18 protein-coding genes are annotated in these 19466 nt (G+C 70.0%); 3 read left to right on the top strand and 15 right to left on the bottom strand.

Annotated elements, in window-relative coordinates; all coding sequences use genetic code 11:
* Nucleotides 1-13: 13 nt before the first annotated feature.
* On the bottom strand, nt 14-1300 hold the full coding sequence (locus tag ACZ69M_RS18045) for an amidohydrolase (protein WP_470050869.1): 1287 nt from the start codon (nt 1298-1300) through the stop codon (nt 14-16).
* A 707-nt stretch (nt 1301-2007) separates the two neighbouring features.
* Nucleotides 2008-2448: an ATP-binding protein gene (locus tag ACZ69M_RS18040; RefSeq protein ID WP_470050867.1), complete on the bottom strand. Its 441-nt coding sequence runs from the start codon at nt 2446-2448 to the stop codon at nt 2008-2010.
* A gap of 238 nt (nt 2449-2686) precedes the next feature.
* Here ACZ69M_RS18040 and ACZ69M_RS18035 point away from each other — a divergent pair, with 238 nt between their 5' ends.
* Nucleotides 2687-3568 carry a helix-turn-helix domain-containing protein gene (locus ACZ69M_RS18035; RefSeq protein ID WP_470050865.1) on the top strand — a complete coding sequence of 294 codons (882 nt, stop codon included), beginning with the start codon at nt 2687-2689 and terminating at the stop codon, nt 3566-3568.
* A gap of 5 nt (nt 3569-3573) precedes the next feature.
* A complete protein-coding gene (locus ACZ69M_RS18030) occupies nt 3574-3768 on the top strand; it encodes a DUF397 domain-containing protein (protein WP_470050863.1) in 195 nt (64 codons plus the stop codon).
* A gap of 14 nt (nt 3769-3782) precedes the next feature.
* Here the strand turns inward: ACZ69M_RS18030 and ACZ69M_RS18025 are convergent, their stop codons facing one another.
* The 6 genes from ACZ69M_RS18025 to ACZ69M_RS18000 all read right to left on the bottom strand — a co-directional run bounded on the left by ACZ69M_RS18025 (nt 3783) and on the right by ACZ69M_RS18000 (nt 8297).
* Nucleotides 3783-4469, bottom strand: a complete 687-nt coding sequence (locus ACZ69M_RS18025) for a contact-dependent growth inhibition system immunity protein (RefSeq protein WP_470050861.1) — start codon at nt 4467-4469, stop codon at nt 3783-3785.
* Between the two features lie 13 nt (nt 4470-4482).
* Nucleotides 4483-4782, bottom strand: a complete 300-nt coding sequence (locus ACZ69M_RS18020) for an RNase A-like domain-containing protein (protein WP_060900024.1) — start codon at nt 4780-4782, stop codon at nt 4483-4485.
* Nucleotides 4783-4804: 22 nt separating this feature from the next.
* Nucleotides 4805-5533 (bottom strand): hypothetical protein, encoded by a 729-nt coding sequence (locus ACZ69M_RS18015; protein ID WP_470050859.1) that lies wholly within the window; start codon nt 5531-5533, stop codon nt 4805-4807.
* 10 nt (nt 5534-5543) lie between these two features.
* Entirely contained in the window at nt 5544-7475 is a 1932-nt protein-coding gene (locus tag ACZ69M_RS18010) for an RNase A-like domain-containing protein (RefSeq protein ID WP_470050857.1), read from the bottom strand.
* The gene (locus tag ACZ69M_RS18005; protein ID WP_355425535.1) at nt 7475-7789 is read right to left on the bottom strand and encodes a WXG100 family type VII secretion target; all 315 of its coding nucleotides are present in this window, start codon (nt 7787-7789) and stop codon (nt 7475-7477) included. The genes ACZ69M_RS18010 and ACZ69M_RS18005 overlap by 1 nt, the downstream gene beginning before the upstream one ends.
* 73 nt (nt 7790-7862) lie before the next feature.
* Nucleotides 7863-8297: a WXG100 family type VII secretion target gene (locus tag ACZ69M_RS18000; protein WP_470050854.1), complete on the bottom strand. Its 435-nt coding sequence runs from the start codon at nt 8295-8297 to the stop codon at nt 7863-7865.
* 172 nt (nt 8298-8469) lie between these two features.
* Between ACZ69M_RS18000 and ACZ69M_RS17995 the strand changes: the two genes are divergently transcribed.
* Nucleotides 8470-8658 (top strand): DUF397 domain-containing protein, encoded by a 189-nt coding sequence (locus ACZ69M_RS17995; protein WP_355425541.1) that lies wholly within the window; start codon nt 8470-8472, stop codon nt 8656-8658.
* Between the two features lie 13 nt (nt 8659-8671).
* On the opposite strand, the gene ACZ69M_RS17990 is transcribed toward ACZ69M_RS17995, so the two are convergent.
* From ACZ69M_RS17990 to pstA, 7 genes are all read right to left on the bottom strand, one after another.
* Nucleotides 8672-9496: a poly-gamma-glutamate hydrolase family protein gene (locus tag ACZ69M_RS17990; RefSeq protein ID WP_470050852.1), complete on the bottom strand. Its 825-nt coding sequence runs from the start codon at nt 9494-9496 to the stop codon at nt 8672-8674.
* Between the two features lie 17 nt (nt 9497-9513).
* On the bottom strand, nt 9514-10317 hold the full coding sequence (gene pstB, locus ACZ69M_RS17985) for a phosphate ABC transporter ATP-binding protein PstB (RefSeq protein ID WP_470050979.1): 804 nt from the start codon (nt 10315-10317) through the stop codon (nt 9514-9516).
* Between the two features lie 143 nt (nt 10318-10460).
* Nucleotides 10461-11369 (bottom strand): sortase, encoded by a 909-nt coding sequence (locus ACZ69M_RS17980; protein WP_470050850.1) that lies wholly within the window; start codon nt 11367-11369, stop codon nt 10461-10463.
* Between the two features lie 120 nt (nt 11370-11489).
* The gene (locus tag ACZ69M_RS17975; RefSeq protein WP_470050848.1) at nt 11490-13481 is read right to left on the bottom strand and encodes an Ig-like domain repeat protein; all 1992 of its coding nucleotides are present in this window, start codon (nt 13479-13481) and stop codon (nt 11490-11492) included.
* Nucleotides 13482-13788: 307 nt separating this feature from the next.
* A complete protein-coding gene (locus ACZ69M_RS17970) occupies nt 13789-16434 on the bottom strand; it encodes a hypothetical protein (protein ID WP_470050846.1) in 2646 nt (881 codons plus the stop codon).
* The gene (gene pstS / locus ACZ69M_RS17965) at nt 16431-18188 is read right to left on the bottom strand and encodes a phosphate ABC transporter substrate-binding protein PstS (RefSeq protein ID WP_470050844.1); all 1758 of its coding nucleotides are present in this window, start codon (nt 18186-18188) and stop codon (nt 16431-16433) included. The genes ACZ69M_RS17970 and pstS overlap by 4 nt, the downstream gene beginning before the upstream one ends.
* The gene (gene pstA / locus ACZ69M_RS17960) at nt 18188-19465 is read right to left on the bottom strand and encodes a phosphate ABC transporter permease PstA (protein ID WP_470050842.1); all 1278 of its coding nucleotides are present in this window, start codon (nt 19463-19465) and stop codon (nt 18188-18190) included. The genes pstS and pstA overlap by 1 nt, the downstream gene beginning before the upstream one ends.
* Nucleotide 19466: the final 1 nt, after the last annotated feature.

Here is a 19466-nt window from a genome sequence, read left to right as displayed (position 1 = left end):
CACGGGGGCACGTCTAGCGGATCGCGTCCAGCAGGGCCGCCGCGGTGAAGAGCTCGACTCCGACCGTGATGGCCGACTCGTCGGCGTCGAAGTCGCCACGATGCAGGTCACGGGTGGTGCGCTCGCCCGGCGTACGGACGCCGAGGCGCGCCATGGCACCGGGCACGTGCTCCAGGTACCAGGAGAAGTCCTCGCCGCCGAGGCTCTGCTCGGTGTCCTCGACGGAGTGCGGGCCGCGCCGCGAGGTCATGGCGTCATGGAGGAGCTCCGTGACCGCCGGGTCGTTGACGACCGGCGGGACGCCCCGGATGTAGTTGATCTCGGACTTGGCGCGGTACAGGTTCGCGATCTCGTCGATGGCCGCGTGCACCAGGTCGGGCGCCTGCCGCCAGGCCTCGAGGTCGAGACAGCGGACGGTCCCGGAGAGCTCGGCGTGCTGCGGGATGACGTTGCAGGCGTGCCCGGACTCGACGCGTCCCCAGGTCACCGCGAGCCCGCTGCGGGCGTCCACGCGCCGGGCGACGAGGGACGGCACGTCGGTGACGACGCGCGCGGCGGCGGTGACGAGGTCGGTGGTGAGATGGGGGCGCGCGGTGTGGCCGCCGGCGCCGTCGAGTGAGACTTCCAGCCGGTCGCAGGCCGAGGTGATGGGACCGTGGCGCAGCCCGATCCGTCCGGCGTCGACCTTCGGGTCGCAGTGCACGCCGATGATCCGCCCCACGCCGTCCAGCACTCCGGACTCGATGGCGTCGGGCGCGCCCCCGGGCAGCACCTCTTCGGCGGGCTGGAAGATCAGCCGTACGGGATGCGGCAGGAGTCCCTGGCGATGCAGCTCGGCGAGGACGAGCCCGGCGCCGAGGACGACGGTCGTGTGCACGTCGTGGCCGCAGGCGTGCGCGCGGCCGGGCACGGTCGAGCGGTACGCGCAGTCGCTCTTCGTGTCCGGGATGGGCAGCGCGTCGATGTCGGCGCGCAGGGCGAGCATGCCGCGTCCGCCGTCGACCGCACGGTCCCGTACGCGGTCGCGTGCGCCGTCTCCTTCGTCCGCCGCCGCACCTTCACCGGCGTCGATCCCGATGTCACAGATGAGCCCGGTTCCGATGTCGAGCACGCGGGGCTTGAGGCCCGCCCGCTCCAGGCGTGCCTTGAGTGCCGCGGTGGTGCGGAACTCCTGGTTGCCGAGCTCCGGGTGCATGTGCATGTCGCGCCGGAACGCGATCAGCTCGGCACGCAGGGCGTCGGGCAGGGTGCCGGGGAGCGGTGCTCCCCCGGGGACATCGGCCTCGTACTCTCGGGACATCAATTGGTTCACCCTTTGAAGGGTAGGGCGGCGGGGCGGCCAACTGACCCACGATCAACAAAACTTCAGCCCGTTAGGGGAAGAAACTTGGCCACGCGCCGCATAGGTTTCCGGTGGGATGGGTATGCTCGCCCGCCTTTCCGGACGATGGGATCTTGAGCCAGACGGTATGCGCGCCCCGCCCGGACCGCATCCGGGCCGAAGGCCGACTGTCGCGTCCGGGACGATGGCCGACTGCCATGTCCGCCACGATGGCCGACTGCGGTGACGGCCCGTGACCACGGGGTGACGCGGGCCCTTGATGCGGGCCGCCGCCCCTCTCCCGATCCAGTCCGCCGGGGCTTCCGGCGCACTCCCATAGGGGAACGCTCGGGGTGTCCGAGCCCATTCCCGTGCCCTACGGTCCCACAGACCTGACCAAGATCATGCGCACGGATGCAGGAACACCACTCCCTGTCGACCCGGGCGCGAGGGGCCACCGGGGTCCGGGGCCATCGGGGCGAGGGGATGCCCCTGGGCTCCCTGAACAGTCGCCGGGGTCAGGCAGCCGTGCTGCCGACCATGAGGATCTTGATCGCGACGGCGCCTTCGCCATTCCCTACGTGGCCCCGTGTACGTGGCCTTTGTGCGTGGCCCCGCATGCGTGGCCCCGCAGGCGCCGTCACACAGCCGCCGCGGAGTGGTCCTGCCGATGACGGCTCAGCAGGTCAGGCATCAAGATCCCCGCGCATGTCCAGCTCCGCCCAGACGGTCTTGCCGACGGTGAGTTTCTCCACGGACCAGCGGTTCGCGAGTGTGCGGACGACGAGGAGGCCTCGGCCGAACTGGTCATCCGCGACGGGCGTGCGGGGAGACGGAAGCCGCTCGCCCCTCGGGTCGGTCACGGCGACGCGCAGCGCGTTGCCGATCAGCGAGGTCTCGACGCGGAACAGGCGGTCCCGTAAGCATCCGTGGAGCAGGGCGTTCGTGCACAACTCGCTTGCCAGCAGCGCCGCGTCCCCGGCGATGTCGGGGTGACCCCAGTCGACGGCGAGTTGGGCGACATGTCTGCGGGCGCGGGGGATGTTGCTCGGGTAGGGGGTGTAGTCCACGGAGTCGTAGCGGTCGTCGCCCTTGGGGAGGCGAGGGGGAGGGCAGGAGTTGGTCACGGGGGGCGTCTCCTTGCGCGAGGGGGGTGCCAGGTGGGGTGACTCTGCCGCGCGGTACCCGTTTGGGAGCACGGTGCGCTTCCGCCGCCTGGCGCCGTTGAGTAACCGTCCGAACACCAAAAGTAGCGTCATTCGTGAGGGCCATCAACTATGAGGCCATAAATTTCTACTCGAACTTGCTTGCTCACAGTGCGTCGACGGCACAGACTGTGACCAACTCGGCTGGAGGGAACGCGAGATGGCAGGCAGAAGCCCTGATCGTGGCGTGTCCGTGTCGACCGTGCTGGCGCGACGACTGGGCGGCGAGCTGTTGCGCATGCGCGAGGCGCACGGGCTGCGTCAAGCACACGCGGCCGAGGCACTGTCGGCGTCGGTGGCCAAGGTCGCCAAGATGGAGCGCGGGTTGGTGCCGATCCGCGACCCGGACATCCGTGCGTTGTGCCATCTGTACGGCGAGACCGGCGAGCACGCGATCGGGAGGCTGCTGACCCTGGCCCGCACGGATCGCGAGCGACGCAAGGCCCACGGCTGGTGGAACCAGTACCCACAGCTTCCCGCCATGGTGGAGTACGTCGCCCTGGAGGACATCGCCACCAGCATCCGAACCTGGCAACTCGCCTTCATCCCTGGCCTGTTGCAGACCCCCGACTATGCGCGGGCGGTGGCCGTCGGAGCCGGTTCGTGGGAGGACCCGAGCGAGATCGAGCCATTCGTTGAGGCGAGGCTGGCCCGTCAGGCGCGACTGCGGTCGGAACGACCTTTGGAACTCTGGGTCGTACTCCACGAGGGGGCGCTGCGCCAACTCGTTGGCGGTCGCGAGGTGATGAGGGAGCAACTGGGGCAACTGCTCGACCTGGCGCACATGGATACGGTGAAGGTGCAGGTGGTCCCCTGGCTGGCAGGGGCGAACCCCGGCATGACCGGGTCGTTCAGCGTCGTCTCGTTTGCCGAGCTTGGCGCGCTGGACGTCGTACATATGGACGTACCGTCTTCTACGCTCTGGTTGGAAAGCGAGGAGGATGCCGCCCGGCACGGCCGGATCTTCGACCGCATCGCGCGGATCGGGCTGGCGGAACGCAACGCCCTCGACCTCATCGAAGCCATTCGCAAGGAGATGTAGCCCCGGTGACCGAGTTCGATTTCGCGTTCGTCAAGTCCAGCTACAGCGGCGGCGATGCCGGCCAGGAGTGCGTCGAAGTCGCCCGCAACATACCCGGCGCCGTCGCGGTCCGTGACTCGAAGGACAAGGACGTGGACGGGCCCGTGGTCGTGGTCGCCCCGGCTGCCTGGGCGGCGTTCGCGGCGTACGTGGGGCAGTGAACGGGCCGCGCGCCTCACTGACCGGCGTCAGGCCCGTAGTCCGCTCGCGGCGTCGCGAGTCGTTCGGCGACGAGGGTGAGCCAGCCGCTGGGGCTGTAGGGGGCGGGCGGGTCGACCTCCATGCCCAGTTCGGCGACGGCCAGGGCGTAGTCGGGCTCGTCCAGGTCCAGGGCGAGGAGTTCGCGCAGTTCGCCGACGAGGCGGGCGATGAGTTGCGGGTGGGTGCCCGTGACGTAGTCGTCGAGGGCGGCGTCGTGGTCGTCGAACTCGTCCGGCATGTCCTGGGAGAACCAGCCGCCGAGGAGCTGAGCGAGTTCGGGGAAGCGGGCGTGCCATTCCCAGTGGGTGTCGGGGGTGGCCGGGGGCGGGGCCTCGCCGGTCTCGACGCTGTCCTTGATGTGGTCGGCGAGGCAGGACAGCCACTCCTGGATGTCCGACTCGGGAAGCCCGACGTCCGGGATCGCGTAGAACTCCCCGAGGCGAAGGCGGAGCCGGCCGGGTGGATTACGGGCGTACTCCCTCAGCTCGGCCTCCGCCGTGGCCAGCGCCCAAGGGCGGGTGTGCCAGGTGTGGCGGAGGTAGGCCGTCAGGGCCTGGCTGGGCTTGTCCGGGGTGTCGTCCGCCGACTGTCCGGCGTAGGCGCGGATCACCTGGTCCAGTTCACCGTAGCGGCGGTCGTGTTCTAGGGGGCTCAAGGGCACGGCAGTCGGCCTTCTACAGGTAGACGGGGAAGGTGGCATGGACGACGAAGCCGTGCGGCCGGGACGCGTCCCGCTTCAGGATCACGCGCGCGGCACGTACGTCCACGGGCTCGCGACCCGCCAGCATCATCGCCTGGAGCAACACCCGGCCGACCGGGTCGGGGCGGCTCGGCCAAGAGGCCTCGATGGCCAGGCGGGGGCGAGTGCCCTGGGCCAGCCAGCGGTGGATGAGCTGCTCATTGGCGGTGACGACGAGCTGGGTGGCCCACTGGGCGGTCTCGCGGTCGGGGTAGGTGGCGGAGCGGGTACGCATGATGGACCGATTGTCTCCTGCCCTAGTTCTGTTCAGGTTCCCACAGGGGTGAGTGGGCTTCCTTCAGGTGCTCGATACACAGGCGGGCAAACAACGGGAAGAAGTCGAGGAAATCCTCGCTACCGGAGCCGCCGGCCATCGCCGCATGGCTGAAGAACCGGTCCATTTGGTGCTCCGTGTGGAACAGGGCAAGTGCCTGGTAACACTCGGCGACAACACTGGGCAGGTACCACGGGCAGCGCGGATGCGTCTGATCGATGTACATGCGGATTCCTTCTTCCACCGTGGCGTCCTGCATGTCGTCACTGATGGCCATGCCGTCCTGACCGAAGTAGATCGGCAGGATCTGACTGAAGCGGGGGAAACGGAGACCCAGCTCCCAAACATCCATGGGTGTTTCCCCGTACCTCCTCCAATCGGCGTTCCAGTCTTCAAGATGGCGAGCGATCTCTCGCAGAACTTCGGACGTGCGCTCCTCGGTTTCCGCACACGGAATCCTGTTCAGCGCCTTGTGAGATCCACCGGGAAATTCCTCGAAGAGTTCTGCCGCCAGCCGCAGTTCGGTAGCGATCTCGCGCAGGTTTCGACCGCCGTCCTGTTCTGCGGTCCGTATTCCGCGAATGAGCGGAAACAGCTTCTTCTGCCACTCGGACGGTTCATCAGGAATCCTTCTGCTCCAGCCGTAGTACGGCTCCAAGAGCATGCGAGCGCCTGCGAAATTCGAGTATTCGAGAGCTTCCGGGTGCGTCATGCGACTCATCCTACTTCTTCACGTTCTTCGGCATCGAGGTCATCACTGTGAAGGGCGGGTCGAGGTCGGGGTCGTAGAGAATTCGGGTCTCAACGCCGTCCACATATTTCGCCTTGTCGACCGGGAAGGGGTCGCCCTGGATTTCTTCCTTGCCAATACTCCGGCCGCTGTGGCCGTACGGGGTCTCGGGCACCGCGATGTCCATCCGATCCCCTTTCTTGGGCTTGTCCTCGGCGATCCAGTTATTGATGACATCGGCGTTCTCGTCGATGTTGTACTGCGTCATCTTCTGCGCCGATTCCAGGTTCCTGAAAGTAGACGCCTCGGCGACCTTGGGTTGGCCGTTGGGCCAAGCCGACCCTTCCCGCGGCGGCTTCTTCAAGTCGTCCCGCAGTCGCTGTGCCAACTGGTCGTCCGTGAGACCCACGTGCTTACTGACCGTATGAGAGTTCTCCAGCCACTCCGTGGAAGCCAGGTCCAGTTTGTAGACCCCGCGGTCCGCGTCCCCCGGAGTGGACCACTTGTGCTCGGGCTTGAATTCATTCAAGGACCGCGCGCCGAAAGCTTCCGCGCGTGCCTCTTCCGCCTCGTAGGTGGGAGCACTGAGCGAGGCCTCCCTGAGCTCCGGGAGGAGTTTGCGGAGCTGCTCCGCACCGTCGTGGAACGCCTTGTGGCAGGTCTCGACCGCCGCGTCGGCTCCCGACTTGTCCATGTGCGAGCGGAAGACGGCGGTGATCTCCACGACGGTGAGCACGGCCGCCATCTTGGTGAACTCCTCCCAGCCGAAGCCATCCGGGACGAGGTCCCTGACCGTCGCCTTCGTCGCCTCCGTCGCCAGGTGTTCGGTGGTCTTCCGGCACTTGTCGGCGGCGTCCGCCACATCGTGGAACGCCTTCTTCATATCGTCACCGGTCTTCTTCAGGACCTCGATGATGGGGCGGCGTGCGGAAGGATTCTCCTTGAAGTTGGTGCGCCAGTCCCGACCCCCTGACTGGCTCGGGGGTACGGCGTTGTTGTCGGTGTCCCGGCGCCCGCCCCACGCCGTGGTACCCCAGATCGACTGGCAGAAGCCGTTCATGGCGCTCTGCCAGTCACTGTTGCTGCCGTCGGTCAGATACTCGATGCACTCGGTGAAGTGGTCGGCGGACTTCTGCGCCGACTTCCCCGCGGCTTCCCAGGCGTTTCCGATGTCGCGCAGATCGTCGGTCTCGGCTCCCGGGGTGATCTCGTGGGTCTTGCCGAGCCTCAACCCGTCCTCAACAGCCGGCTTGATCAAACCTGCCAGTAGGTCGGGCAGTTCACCGATTCCGGCCCAGAAGGCGGTGTCTGTGCCGTCGCCGGTGCCGGTCCATTTGATGGAGGCCACCGGACCGTACAGGACTTTACCGACGCCGATCGGGGCGTCCCTGCGAGGGGGTGGCCCCTGTATTCCGCGTGAGTGCCAGTCTGCGGCCGCGTAGTTGTTCGCGGTGTTGGTCAGACCGAGCGAGACGCCTCCGATGCTGCCGACAGCCTTGGCCCACACGTCCAGGAATGCCTTGGCCACCTCGTCGTACGTCTCGGAGAAGTCGTCGGCACCGCTGCCCTTTCCAGCCGCCTGCCGACGGTGCACGTCGTCCACGAGCCCCGTGGCCGCCTTGTGAAAGGTGAACTGCTCGTCACGGATCAACGCGGACGTGTAGTAGACGTGCGCGGTCTTCACGTCGAAGCCGCCCCCACTGTCGGGCGCGGGCTGTCTGAGTTGCTCGCGCTCCCACGCTCGGCGGGCGTCCGAGGGACGGCCGTCATGGCCGGTCGGTGGTGGGGGCGGGGGCTTGTAGTTGGGGTCCGGGGAGGTACCAGGACTCGGCTCGGGCTCGAGGTCGGTGGGCTTCGGAGCGGGATGGGTGTCGCCGGCAGAGGGGCTGGCCGACGCACTGGGTTCGGGAGTGGGAGTGGCCATCAAGCGGCCCCCCAGCCCCGCAACACGGCCCGGTGCGCCGCCGCATAGTTGGCGTGGCCGGTGGTCACGTACGCGTGCAGCCATTTCTGGGCGGCTTGGAGGTCCTGGGCCGAGCGGTCCCACTCGTCGAGCTTGTCGACGAAGACCTCGCGGGCTTCGCCCTCCCAGGACAGCACGACCGGTACGACGCGGTCGTACAGGCCGTCCAGCTTGCCGTTGAGCTTCTTGAGGATGTCCTCCAGCTCGGCGGCGAGGTCGTGAAGGGTCGCGAACGAGACGGCTATGTGGTCGTCGTCGGAGTTCCCGGTCGACATGGTCCCCCTTGGTCGTTGGCCGTTGGTCGTTACGGCTGTGCAGTGCGCTTCTTGACGGCTTCTGGCAGAAATCTCAGAACGAGTCGAGGCTGCTGCGCGACGGCGCGGACGGAGTGGCCGAGGCCGCGTCCGGGTGCGGTGTGGACAGCCTGGCCGCCTCGCTCGCCACGTCCACCCGGATCTGCCGCATCTGCTGGAGCACGTCCAACTCCTGCTCCGTGAAGCCGTCCCGGCTCAACCGCACGGCCTGTTCGAGGTGCTTCATCACGTCACGGATGCGTACGGCGTCCTCGGCGGCCGCCCGGTGGAACTCTCGGTATGCCGTCGCCGCCGGGCCGTGCCAGCCCGCCTCGATGCGGTCCACGATCGCGTCCATGCGCTTCACCTGCTGGTCCAGGTGGTCCTGTACGTCGTCGAGATCGTCGGCCAGCTTCGTCAGATCGTGGCTGGATACGCGCAGATCAGAACGGCCGCCCTGACCGGATCCGCTGTTTCCCTGTGCCCCCATGGCTCATCCCGTCCCCGTCGCACCGGCATCACAAGTACCGCTGCTCTCAGGGCAATCGTACGAGTGGGTGCAACAAGGCGTACGGCAGGCCGCTCAGCAAGCCGCGTCCGTCTCGCCCTTGTCCGTTTCCTTCGCGCGCGCAACAAATCCCGAGGCGCCCAGGCCGAAGTCCATGCCCGAAATCAGCCGGCAGAAGTTCGCTTACGGCTCGGAGGTCTCCTCCTGCGTCAGGATGGCCGCCGCCCCCGACGGAACCATCCGCCTCCGCGAGAACGACGAACCGGACGTCGTCCTCACGGTCTCCCCCGCCCAGTTCGGCACTGTCATTGACGCCGTCAGGAACGGACATACGCGCGGGTAGCCCGTCCTCGGCGTCACAGCACCGTCTGCCCCGCCTCCACCCGGTCGATCGCCTTGCGTGCCGCTGCCACGAAGGTCCAGAAGGAGGGGAGCAGGTTGGTCGCGCGGTCGGCGACCGTGTTCTTGCCAGCGGCGAACATCGAGGTCCGTAGAGCCGTCGTGATCTCCAGTTGGGCGCCCATGCCGAGCAGGGTGCGGTTGCAGATGTTGTCGGGGGAGATTCCGGCGATCTCCTCCTCGCCCGAGGCGGTCACCGCGCGGATGCCGACCGCGGTGAACTCCTCCAGCAAGTACTGCCGGAAGGTCGGGTTGAGGCCGCCGATCAGGACCGCCTTGGCGCCGGCCTCCAGGCCCGCCTGTTCGGGGGTGCACCCGTGCAGGGAGACGACGTTGAGGCTGCCCGCGCACAGGGAGCGGGCGATCGTGTCGTCGCAGTGGGTGGAGGTGACGTGCAGCGCCCCGTTTCCGCTGCTCATCAGGCCCTCGAACATCCAGAAGTCGTGCACCGGTCCTGCCGCCGGGGTGGGTGCGAGGTCGGCGGGGTGGTAACCGGCTGTCGCCAGGCAGAGTTCCGAGGTGCCCCCTTCGATGCCGCCGCCGTGCGGGGCGATGACCGTGGAGCGGAGGAAGGGGGCGTGGCCGGTCGTGCTCTGGTCGTCGATCAGGTGGCGTCTGGAGCGGCGGGACCAGTCCACGCCCTCGGTCCAGGTGGGGTCCGCGTAGAGGGCCGTGTTCGAGGCGGGTTCGGCGGCCACCGCGGGGGTGGCGGTGGTGGCCGCGACGCCGCCCAGGACTGGGGTCGTCGCGAGCGCGGCCAGGAGAGTTCGGCGTCTGATCATCACAGAAGCCGAGGATGTCAGCCGAAGCGGCCCGCCACATAGTCCGCCGTGCGCTGGTCCTCGGGGTCGCCGAAGATGTGTTCGGTGGCGCCGTGTTCGACGATGCCACCGGGGGTGCCCTGTTCGGCGAGGAAGAACGCGCACTGCTGCGAGACGCGGGCCGCCTGCTGCATGTTGTGGGTGACGATCACGACGGTCACCTGGCCCGCGAGTTCGTGGATGGTCTCCTCGACCCGGCGGGTGGACGTGGGGTCGAGCGCCGAGCACGGTTCGTCCATCAGCAGCACCTGGGGACGTACGGCCAGGGCGCGGGCGATGCACAGGCGTTGCTGCTGGCCGCCGGAGAGCGCGCCGCCGGGCTGGCGGAGTCGGTCCCGTACCTCCTTCCACAGGCCGGCCCTGGTCAGGCTCTCCTCGACCAGCTCGTCCTTCTCTCGACGGCCGACGCGCGTGCCCGTCAGGCGCAGACCCGCCACCACGTTGTCGTAGATCGACATGGCGGGGAACGGGTTGGGCTTCTGGAAGACCATGCCGATCCGGCGGCGCGCGTCGGTCAGACGGCGCTCGGGGGCGTAGATGTCCTCGCCGTCGAAGAGCACCTCGCCGCCCATCGCGGCCGAGGGGATCAGCTCGTGCATCCGGTTGAGCGTGCGCAGGAAGGTCGACTTGCCGCAGCCGGAGGGGCCGATCAGGGCGGTGACCTGCCCGGCGGGCATCGTGAGGGAAACCTGTTGCAGCACCTGGTGGCTGCCGAACCAGGCCGAGACGGCGCGGGCCTCGAGGGTCGCCGGAGCGACGGCCCCCTTCGCGGCTCCCGTCACGGTCCCGACGGGCGCGACGGGCGCGACGGGCGCGACGGGCGGCAGGACGACGGTGTCGGTCGCCGTCGTATCGAGGGAAGCGGTCGCATCGGTCACGTCGGGCACCTCGGGGTGATCGTGGGTCTCGGGAAGGTTCACAGGGTTCACGTCAGGTTCGGCAGCAGTTCGGTGGTGCGGACGGCCACCTGGAGGCCCAGGACCGCGACCACGGGGGCGAACACGATCCACGTCTGGTGCCGGCCCCAGCGGTGCCAGGTCCACACCGCGGCGACGGCGGCGGCCACCAGCGCCTGGAGCCACATGACCAGCGGCCACGGCACGCCGGAGGGGTGGGCGAGGGGCTGTTCGGACTCCGGAAGCGTGCCGGAGCGGATGACGGCCGCCGGCGTCTGGGCGGGGGTGGAGATCAGGTCGGCGTCGACGCGCAGCACCCCGCCGGGCATGAAGTGCGGGCCGGTGGCCGTGACGAGGACCAGGCGGCCCTTGCCGGAGGCCACGGCGGCGGGCGCCGGGTCGCCGGCCCGTCGTACGCCAAGAACCTGGTACTTCGCCTTGCCCTGGCCGGTGGTCACGGTGAACGTGTCGCCCGCGGCGAGCTGGTCGAGACGGCCGAAGGGACCTCCGTAGGCGGCCGCGCGGCCCATCAGCACGCTGGTGCCGGACTGTCCGGGCAGCGGGGTGTCCCGGCGGTGGCCGGGGCCGTCGGTGAGGACGGCGGAGTCGGTGCCCTCCAGGACGACCTGGTGGACGTCGACGGCGGGGATGTCGATGAGGGCGACCGGTGTGCCGGGCGCGAGCAGGCTGCCCTGCTGGTCGATCTGGGCCACCGGGGCGGTTCCGAGGGCGAGTTGGGTGCGCAGTGCGTCGTACGCGGCGTGCTGCGCGGCCCGTTCCTGGATGCCGCTGACGAGCAGCAGCTGGGCGGTGAGGCCGAGCAGCAGGGCGGCCAGGGTGAGCAGACCGCCCCGGGCGAGGTGCCGGACGGCGGTGACTCCGCGAACGCCCAGCCGCGGTACGGGCGTGGTGAGCGTGGTCTGTACGGCGACCGTCACGGCGACGCGTCTCCTTCCATGGCTTCACTGGTGGCTTGGCTGGTGGGGCTTGGCTGGTGGGGCTTGGCTGGTGGGGCCGTCGGGGAGACCGCCGTGGCGGTCTCCCCGACGGGTGGTGCGTCAGGTGGACTTGATGGTGAAGTTCACGCCGTTCTTCGAGTTCACCGTCGTGGAGCCCGTGTAGTACACGTGCATGGTGTGCTTGCCACGGCCCAGCTTGGGCAGGGTGATGGTGACCCTGCCGCCGCTCAGCGTGCCGGTGGCGATCACGCGGGAGCCCTCGTAGACGCGGACCGTGCCGGTCGGCGTGGTGCCGGTCGCGGCGACCCTCACGCCGACCTTGGCGCGGCCGGTGTGGCTGATCGAGGCGGGCGCGGTGCTGCCGACCGACGCGGTCGCCTTGGTGATCGTCAGCTTGGTGGCCGTCACGGACGAGTTGAGCTTGGTGCTGCCGCCGTAGATCACCGACAGGGTGTGCGTGGCGACCTTGAGGTGGTTGGACAGGCCGATGGTGACCTTGCCGGAGCTGTCCAGGGTGCCGGTGCCGAGCGTGGTGGCGCCGTCCTTGACGGTCACCTTGCCGCTCGGGACGACGCCGTGCGAACCGGTGACAGCGACGACGACCTTCGGGGTCTTGCCGTACGCGGTCGTGGCGGCGGTGGCCTTCACGGCGCTGGTGTACTTGACGGCGCCGGTCCAGGACGCGGCGGAGCCCGTGCCGTTGAGGTTGGCGGCGGAGACCGAGGCGGTGTAGGTGCCGAGGGCCAGGCCGGTGAAGCTGTACGACAGGGTGGTGGCCGGGACGTCCTTGACGGCCACGACGGCGCCGTCCGAACCGGTCAGCGTGACGCGGTAGTCGGTGACGGGCAGCGCGGGCGCGGGGGTGGGGGCGCCCCAGGTCAGCTTGAGGCTCGCGTCGCCGGGGGTGGCCCTCAGGACAGGCGCGTTGGGCGCCTTGATGTCGATGCCGGACTCCTCCAGGCCGCCGAGCTTGGCGTGCTTGGCGGGGTTGACCGAGCCGTTGTACGACTCGTTCAGGAAGCCGAAGTCGGCGATGACCTTCTCGGCGGTGTCGGTGGCGAGGGCCGCCTCGTGGGTGCCGCTGGTGACGAAGACGTCGTACAGCGCCTTGTCGAAGAAGACGCTGGTGGGGTCGATCGCGCGGCTCGGGACGACGTTGTAGACGTCGCGGCCGAAGGTGGCGTTCTCGAAGTAGCCGGCGACCGGGGTGAGCTTGCCGTTCACCGTGGTAACCGGGCTGGTGGCGCCGGTGTCGCCGGGCAGCTGGATGCTGGCCAGGTGAGCTCCGGCGGCGACGGCGGTCGTGCTGTAGTCGGGCGCGATGCCGTTGTTCTGGGCGATCCAGCTGCCCACGGAGAACGGCACCAGCGCGCCGTCCTGGGTGAGCGCGGCGTTCGCCTGGTTCTCCTGGACGGTCGGGATGTTCGAGGAGACCGTGAGCTCGTTGAGGCCGATCGCCGCGAGGAAGAACTTGCGGGTGCCGGAGTCGGCCTGCGGGATGACCGGGTGCACGACGTGGCCGTTCACCGTGGGCGACCCGCCGTTGGCGTAGATGTCGTGCAACTGGTCGACCGTCAGCGTGTCGAGACCCGAGCCTCGGACCGCGACGCCGACCGCGTCCCGGGCGAACGGGACGTAGGTGAGGGCGGTGCCGGAGACGCTCGGGCCGCCCGAGGAGCGGGCGAAGTCGACCTGGCCCTTGATGACGACGCCGTCGCTGCTGGGGAACTTGTCACCGGTCAGCGACTCGCTGAGGGCGAGCTTGCCCTTGCCGGAGCCGTTGGGGCGCAGGAAGGACGGGCCGCCCGAGCGGGTCTGGATGGTGGTGGTGGCGGAACCGGAGGGGATCGCGTCGTACGAAGCGATCCCCGCGTCGCCCGCCTTCACGGCGGTGTCGGCGTAGCTCTTGCCGTTGACGGTGTCTCCGGCCAGGGCGTTGAGGACGTCCTGGGTGGTGTCGGAACCCACGCCGACGAGCTGGCGGAAGGTCCCGGCGGGGGTGGGGTCGGCGGACGCCGGGCTCGCGAGAGCCAGCGTGCCGGACACCACGGTGGCGGCGACCATGGCCGCGGTGAGGCGCATTGTGCGCATCGAGGTTCTCCTGTGGTTGTGCGTCGGTTGTACGGCGGTTCTGCGTGGGTGGATCTGGCAGGGTGGGGGGTCAGGCCGTCCGCCCCGACTGCCTTTCGGGGCGGACGGCCGTCTGTGGGGAGCCCCGGCCCGGGTGGGCCTGGCTCCGTCGTCGTGCGGCACGGAGTCCGGCGGGCCGAACTCCGTTGTGGGTGCCTCGGTCCACAGGGACCTGGCGCCCTCACCCGGGAGCCTCAGCCCGACGGACCGGACTCCCCGGTCGAGAGCCCCGGCCCGGGTAGCCGGACTCCCTTGTCCGGGCAGCGGGTCAGTCCCGGCCGGGGGGCAGCAGCCTGCGCAGCCGCTCCGGGAGGGTGGGGGCAGGGATGGTCAGGACGCGGCCGCCCGGGAGCGGTACACGCAGCGGGAAGCGGAGCCGACTGCCGCCCGCGAAGGGCGCGCCCACGCCGGCCACGGCGCCGAGCGCCGCGCCGAGCGGGACGGCGTAGCGGAGCGCGTTCGCCGGGTCGGCCGGCGTGGTGCCCGCGGCCGTGGTCGCGACGGCCTTGCCGCCGTCGTAGGAGGGCGCGCCGCTGGGCGTGGGGCTCGCGCTCCCGCCGCCACCCGATGCCGTACCACCACCGTCCGTACCACCGCCGCCTGTACCGCCGCCGGAGACGCCCCCGTCCGACGTACCGCCGGAGCCGCCCTCCGTACCACCGGTGCCGCCGCTGGATCCGCCGGAGGAACCGCCGTGCGTGGCGGACGGCCCGGTGTAGTGGGCGAGGGTGGTGGCGGCGCTGGTGGTGATCGAGCGCAGCGCCTTCGGCAGCGGGGCGTAGCCGGCCGGGAGCCGGCCCGGGTCCGCGCCGGGGACCTGCCCGCTGCCGGCCGCGTACGTCAGCAGCGCCGCGTAGCCCTTGCGGGCGGCCGCGTCGAGCTTGGCGGGGCGTACCGCCGCGTACACCAGCTGCGCGAGCGGGTAGGCGCCCTTCGCGGTGGCCTTGGCCGGGCTGATCTCGGCGGCGTGGGCGCCCGACGCGCTCGCCGCGGCGGCGGTGAGGGACGCGGTGGTGGGCGCGACGAACTTACCCGCCGTGTTGCGCAGACGCGCGGTCTGCAGGCCGAACCGGGCGGCGGAGGCCGCGTCCGTGACCGTGATCACGAACCGGGAGCCCACCGTCTGCGGGCCGGGGTTCTTGTACGCGGGCGGGCTGGCCAGCGGGTCCCAGGTCGCCTTCCACAGGTTGTCGGCGCGCCGGGTGTGCAGGGCGCCGGCGTGCATGTCCGTCACGTACGGATGGAAGTCGATCATGCACTGCTTCTCGGTGGCGCCGCTGTTCGCCGGGATCGTGCACCAAGGATCGCTCTTGGGGTACGTGTCGGTGGCCGCCGGGTCGAAGGGGAAACCGGTCGGGTTCAGGTCCGCGTTGGTGCTGAAGTACGGATTGACGCGCATCCCCCAGTCGTCGGACACGCCCGCGAGGAAGCCGCGGGCCTCCTTGTCGGAGACGATCCACTGCCAGACCGCGCGAGCCGAGTCGCTGTGGCCGAGCGAGGTCAGCAGGTCGGTGTCGGTGGCCGGGGTCTCGGGGATCGACAGCTCCGCGAACTCCGGGTTGAGCGCGATGAACTCGGGGTCGGTCGCCAGGCCCGCCGGGTTGCTCTTCGCCCAGCCGTAGCCGCTCGCGACGGCGGAGCCGCGGACCGCTCCCCAGGGGGAGTTGCGGTAGGACTCGGTGAGCAGCTTGGCGACCAGCCGGGGCGTGAGGTCGATGGACTCGACCTTGGTACCGGCGAGGCGACGGGCCGCGTCGGAGGCTCCGGCCTTGGGTCTGCGTTCGATGGTGAAACCGATGACGGTGCCGGAAAGCGTGGTGGGCGCGTACACGGTGGTGTCCGTGGGTGCGGTCGTACCGGTGTCGGCGCCGAGAGCCCGGGTGGTGAAGGCGAGCCCGGAGGAGCCGTTCGCGGTGAGGCGGGCGCGGGTGTCGGGCTCGCCGAGCTCGGTGTAGCCGTACACCTTGCCGGTCGGGCACAGGGCCGCCTGCCAGCTGCTCATGGCGTCGGCGGCGAGTTCGCTGCCGGTGGTGGCACGCTCGTCGGAGCCGAGGGCGCAGTTGGCGCCGACCGAGTTGAAGCCGAGCTTGACGGCGATGCGGTTCTTCCAGTTGGTGGAGGAGACCGGGGAGCCGGCGTTGACCTGGCTGGTGTCGGCGTAGGGCTTGCCGTCGAGGTCGAGGTGGCCCTGCGGGACGATCACCAGCCAGCAGGAACGCGGTGTCGTACGGCCGTTCTCCGTCACCGGAACGCCGCAACCCAGGTGCGGGGCCTCGTTGGCGGTCTGTACCTCGAAGAACTCCTGGCCGGTGCCGTCGGCGCCGGTGCGGGCGAAGTCGACCTCGTTGGTGGTGTTGTGGTTGAACAGGGAGTTGTTCTGGGTGCCGCTCGTGATCACCGTGCCGTCGACGGACTTGAAGGGCACCTCGCCCTGTCCTGAGACGCCACCGGCGCCGTAGCGGTCGTCCTGGCCGTAGTTGCCGGGGTCGGCGCTGTAGAAGATCTTGCGGGAGTCGTCGTACTCGTTGCCCGGCCAGCTGCCCCGGTCGGTGGTCGGGGAGGCGCCGTACTGGCACTGGGTGCGCGAGGGGCCCGGGTTGGCCGGGACGGTGCCGTCGTCGTCGCCCCAGCACTGCATGATCTGCACGAAGTCGGTGTTGAACAGCGTGCCCGCGAAGGTGCTCGGGGTGCCGCCGGTCCAGGAGACGGTGATGGCCTGGCTGGTGAGGTGCGCGGTTTGGCTGACCTTGAACTTCATGTCCTTGAACTCGCCGCGGCCGGAGACGGTGACGGCGGAGTCGGTGCCGCTCGCGGCGGTGGCGGGCTGGGCGGTCTGGGCGACCGCGAGGCCGGCGAGGGCTCCGGCGGCGGCGCCGGCGACGAGGCGCACCAGCAGCTTGCGTACGCGCTTCATCGCGCACCCCCGTCCCTGATGTCCTTGGTGTCGCCCTTCGCGCCGCTCCCGGTGCGCGCGGCCATCGCCCGCGAGACGATGGACGGCAGGAGCAGCAGCCCGAGTACCAGGAACACGGCGAGCAGCATCAGCGTCTGGGTGCTGGTCCAGCCGCTGTGCCCGGCCACGGCGACCGGCTGGGCGAGGGCGATGGTGCCGTCCACGGCGCTACCGCCGGTGCCGGTACCCGATCCGCCGCCGGTGCCGGTGCCGGGCGCCAGGGTCTGCCCGGTGTCGGGGTCGACGACGGGCTGGGCGGTGCCGCCCGCCGTACCGCCCGAGCCGCCCGTGCCGCCGCCGCCCGAACTCCCGCCGTTCGTACTGCCGTTCGCGGTACCGCCCGAGGTGCCGCCGCCGCTCCTACCGCCCGTCGATCCCGAACCCCCGCTGCCGCCGCCCGACTTGGCGCCGCCGCTGCCGGTGTTGCAGGCCGCGGCGCCCTTCTTGTCGCAGGCCGCCGGGTAGGGGGCGGTCTCGGCGAGCTTGTTGTGCCCGTCGCTGGAGAAGGTCGGGTTGTTGCAGCCCTTGATGTTGATGTTCTTCGTCTGCACGCCCGGGATCCGGCGGATCTGGTCGAAGCCCGCCTGCACCAGGTTGATCGGCAGCGGCGAGTAGCCGAGCTGGGGCATCTGCTGCTGCCCCTGGCACATGAAGTAGTACGAGAAGGCGCCGAGCGTCTTGCCCTTGGCCTCGGTGAAGGTGCCCTGCGCCTTCAGGGGCAGGATCATGTACGAGTAGCTGGACAGCGGGTAGTTGCGCTGGTCGCTGTCGTTGTAGACGCCGTCGAGCTGCTGGGTGAGGTAGTCGGCGGAGCTCTTGTTGGTGTTGATCCTCGCCTTGAGCAGCGACACGGCGACGTTCTTCGGGGTCGGCTCGGTGTAGTAACCCGCGTGGTTGAGGATCTTGGCGACCGGATAGCCCTCGTTGATGGCGTACGAGTAGTTGACGTAGCCGATGGCGCCCTCGCCGTAGTTCTGGGCGACGTAGCCCGCCACGCCCGGGTCGCCGGACTGGGCGATCATGCCGGACACGGTGGGGTAGTACGAGGTCTGCCCGCAGGCCCCGGAGCGGCCGACCTTGCCGCAGTACGCCTGCCACAGCGACTTGTGCTGGTTGGCCATCCACATCGTGAACTGGGCGGTGGAGCCCGAACCGTCGGAGCGGACGACGGGGACGATGGGGCGGTGCGGCAGCTGGAGCCCCGGGTTGTCGGCCTTGATCACCGGGTCGTCCCAGGTCTTGACCACGCCGGTGAAGACCTTGGTGAGGACGTCTCCGGAGAGGCGGAGGTTGGTGACCCTCTTGCCGTTGACGGTCAGGTGGTACATGAAGGCGGTGCCGCCGGCCACGATCGGCATGTAGGCGTAGCTGCCGGCCGACGGACGTTCGGCGGCCGAGCCGTCGGTCGGATGGGTCTGGAACGGGATGTCCGAGACCGCGAAGTCGACCGTGCCGCTGAGGAATTGCCGGCGGCCGTCGGAGGAGCCGCCGCCGGCGTAGCTGATCCGCATGCCGTACTGGTTGACGGCCTTGCGCCACTGGTCGATGGCGTTCTCCGCCCACGTGGAGCCGGCGCCGGCGACCGGGGTGTAGCTCTCGGCCGCGGCGGGCGTGGCCGCGAGCCCGGCCAGCAGGCCGGCGATCACGCCGAACAGGGCGCCGAGGGTCGCAAGGGCGCGCAGGCGCCCGAGGACGGTATGGAGGTGGCTGCGCATCAGTCGTTCTCTCCGGGAGCGGTGGGGTCGGCTGTGGCGGACGCTTCGGTGCGGGGGGCGGCCTCGAACAGGGACAGGCCGGGGGCGTGCAGTTCGGCGAAGCGCGCCACGTCCTGCCGCGAGGCGCGGGCGGTGCGGCGGGCCTGACGCTTGGTCTGGTGGCCGGGGCCGCGGCCGCCGATCACGCGGGCGATCACGAACAGCACCAGGACCAGGGCCATGAGGACGGCCGCCGCGCCGAAGCCGCGAGCGATCATGGTCGGCTGGGGCGACTTGACGAAGTTGAAGACGGCCAGCGGCAGGGACACCATCGGCCCGCTGGTGGGGTCGGCGTTGAGCGCCGGGTTGAAACCGGCGGTGAGCAGGACGGGAGAGGTCTCGCCGATGCCGCGCGCGGTGCCGAGGATGACGGCCGTGGCGAGCCCGGAGCGGGCGGTGGGCAGGATGACGTGCAGGACGGTGCGCCAGCGGGGTGCGCCGAGCGCCTCGGCCGCTTCGGTCAGGGTCCCCGGCACCAGCCGCAGCACGACGTCCGACGCGCGGATCACGATCGGCAGCATCATCACGCTGATCGCGAAGCCGGCCGCGAGACCGGACTTCTGCATCCCGAGCCCGAGGATCCAGATGGCGAACACCATCAGGCCGGCCACGATCGAGGGCAGCGCGGTCATCGCCTCGACCATGGTCCGCACGAACCGTGAGAAGCGGCCCGGGACCTGGTTCAGGTACACGGCGCAGGCGAGACCCAGCGGCACCGTGATCGCGAGCGCGATGGTGGTCATGATGAGGGTGCCGAGCATCGCGTGGGCGATGCCGCCGTTGGTCAGCGGGTCGAGCGGGCCGGCGGCCTGCATGTCCTTGGTGAAGAAGTTGAGGTGCAGCAGCGCCTCCCGGCCGCGCCAGGCGGTGAAGCCGACGATGAGCACGAGCGCGGTGAGCAGCAGCGTGGCCGCCGTCCACAGCACGACCGTCATCACCCGGTCGCGTACGGCGTGGCCGTCTTCTTCGAATCCTGTCAACATCGCGTAGATCGCGAGGAACAGCAGGTAGGCGGTGACGGTGAAACCCAACGCGCCGGAGAACGGGGCGAGTTCGCCGTACAGCAGGATCGTGGCGCAGAGCCCGGAGGCGGCGGCGCCGGTGAGGGACAGCACGCCGGAGAGGCTGACGCCGCCGATACGGCGCGGCCGGTCGGGGGGCAGGGCGGGCTCCGCCGGGACGGGCCCGGCGGCCGGGACGGCCTTCTCCGCGAGGAGGTTCTCTTCTACGACGGTCATC

Source organism: Streptomyces sp. NPDC107454, assembly GCF_055582885.1.
The sequence above is the reverse complement of the archived record's forward strand: the minus strand, read 5'-3'. Positions and strand labels throughout refer to the sequence as shown.

Bases quoted from the DNA above. Each gene is read 5' to 3' on its own strand.
- ACZ69M_RS18000 (WP_470050854.1), bottom strand. From the start codon at position 8,297: ATGGGGGCACAGGGAAACAGCGGATCCGGTCAGGGCGGCCGTTCTGAT.
- ACZ69M_RS18045 (WP_470050869.1), bottom strand. From the start codon at position 1,300: ATGTCCCGAGAGTACGAGGCCGATGTCCCCGGGGGAGCACCGCTCCCC.
- ACZ69M_RS18005 (WP_355425535.1), bottom strand. From the start codon at position 7,789: ATGTCGACCGGGAACTCCGACGACGACCACATAGCCGTCTCGTTCGCG.
- ACZ69M_RS18015 (WP_470050859.1), bottom strand. From the start codon at position 5,533: ATGACGCACCCGGAAGCTCTCGAATACTCGAATTTCGCAGGCGCTCGC.
- ACZ69M_RS17970 (WP_470050846.1), bottom strand. From the start codon at position 16,434: ATGAAGCGCGTACGCAAGCTGCTGGTGCGCCTCGTCGCCGGCGCCGCC.
- ACZ69M_RS17975 (WP_470050848.1), bottom strand. From the start codon at position 13,481: ATGCGCACAATGCGCCTCACCGCGGCCATGGTCGCCGCCACCGTGGTG.
- pstS (WP_470050844.1), bottom strand. From the start codon at position 18,188: ATGCGCAGCCACCTCCATACCGTCCTCGGGCGCCTGCGCGCCCTTGCG.
- ACZ69M_RS18035 (WP_470050865.1), top strand. From the start codon at position 2,687: ATGGCAGGCAGAAGCCCTGATCGTGGCGTGTCCGTGTCGACCGTGCTG.
- ACZ69M_RS18010 (WP_470050857.1), bottom strand. From the start codon at position 7,475: ATGGCCACTCCCACTCCCGAACCCAGTGCGTCGGCCAGCCCCTCTGCC.
- pstA (WP_470050842.1), bottom strand. From the start codon at position 19,465: ATGACCGTCGTAGAAGAGAACCTCCTCGCGGAGAAGGCCGTCCCGGCC.
- ACZ69M_RS17990 (WP_470050852.1), bottom strand. From the start codon at position 9,496: ATGATCAGACGCCGAACTCTCCTGGCCGCGCTCGCGACGACCCCAGTC.
- ACZ69M_RS18020 (WP_060900024.1), bottom strand. From the start codon at position 4,782: ATGCGTACCCGCTCCGCCACCTACCCCGACCGCGAGACCGCCCAGTGG.
- ACZ69M_RS17995 (WP_355425541.1), top strand. From the start codon at position 8,470: ATGCCCGAAATCAGCCGGCAGAAGTTCGCTTACGGCTCGGAGGTCTCC.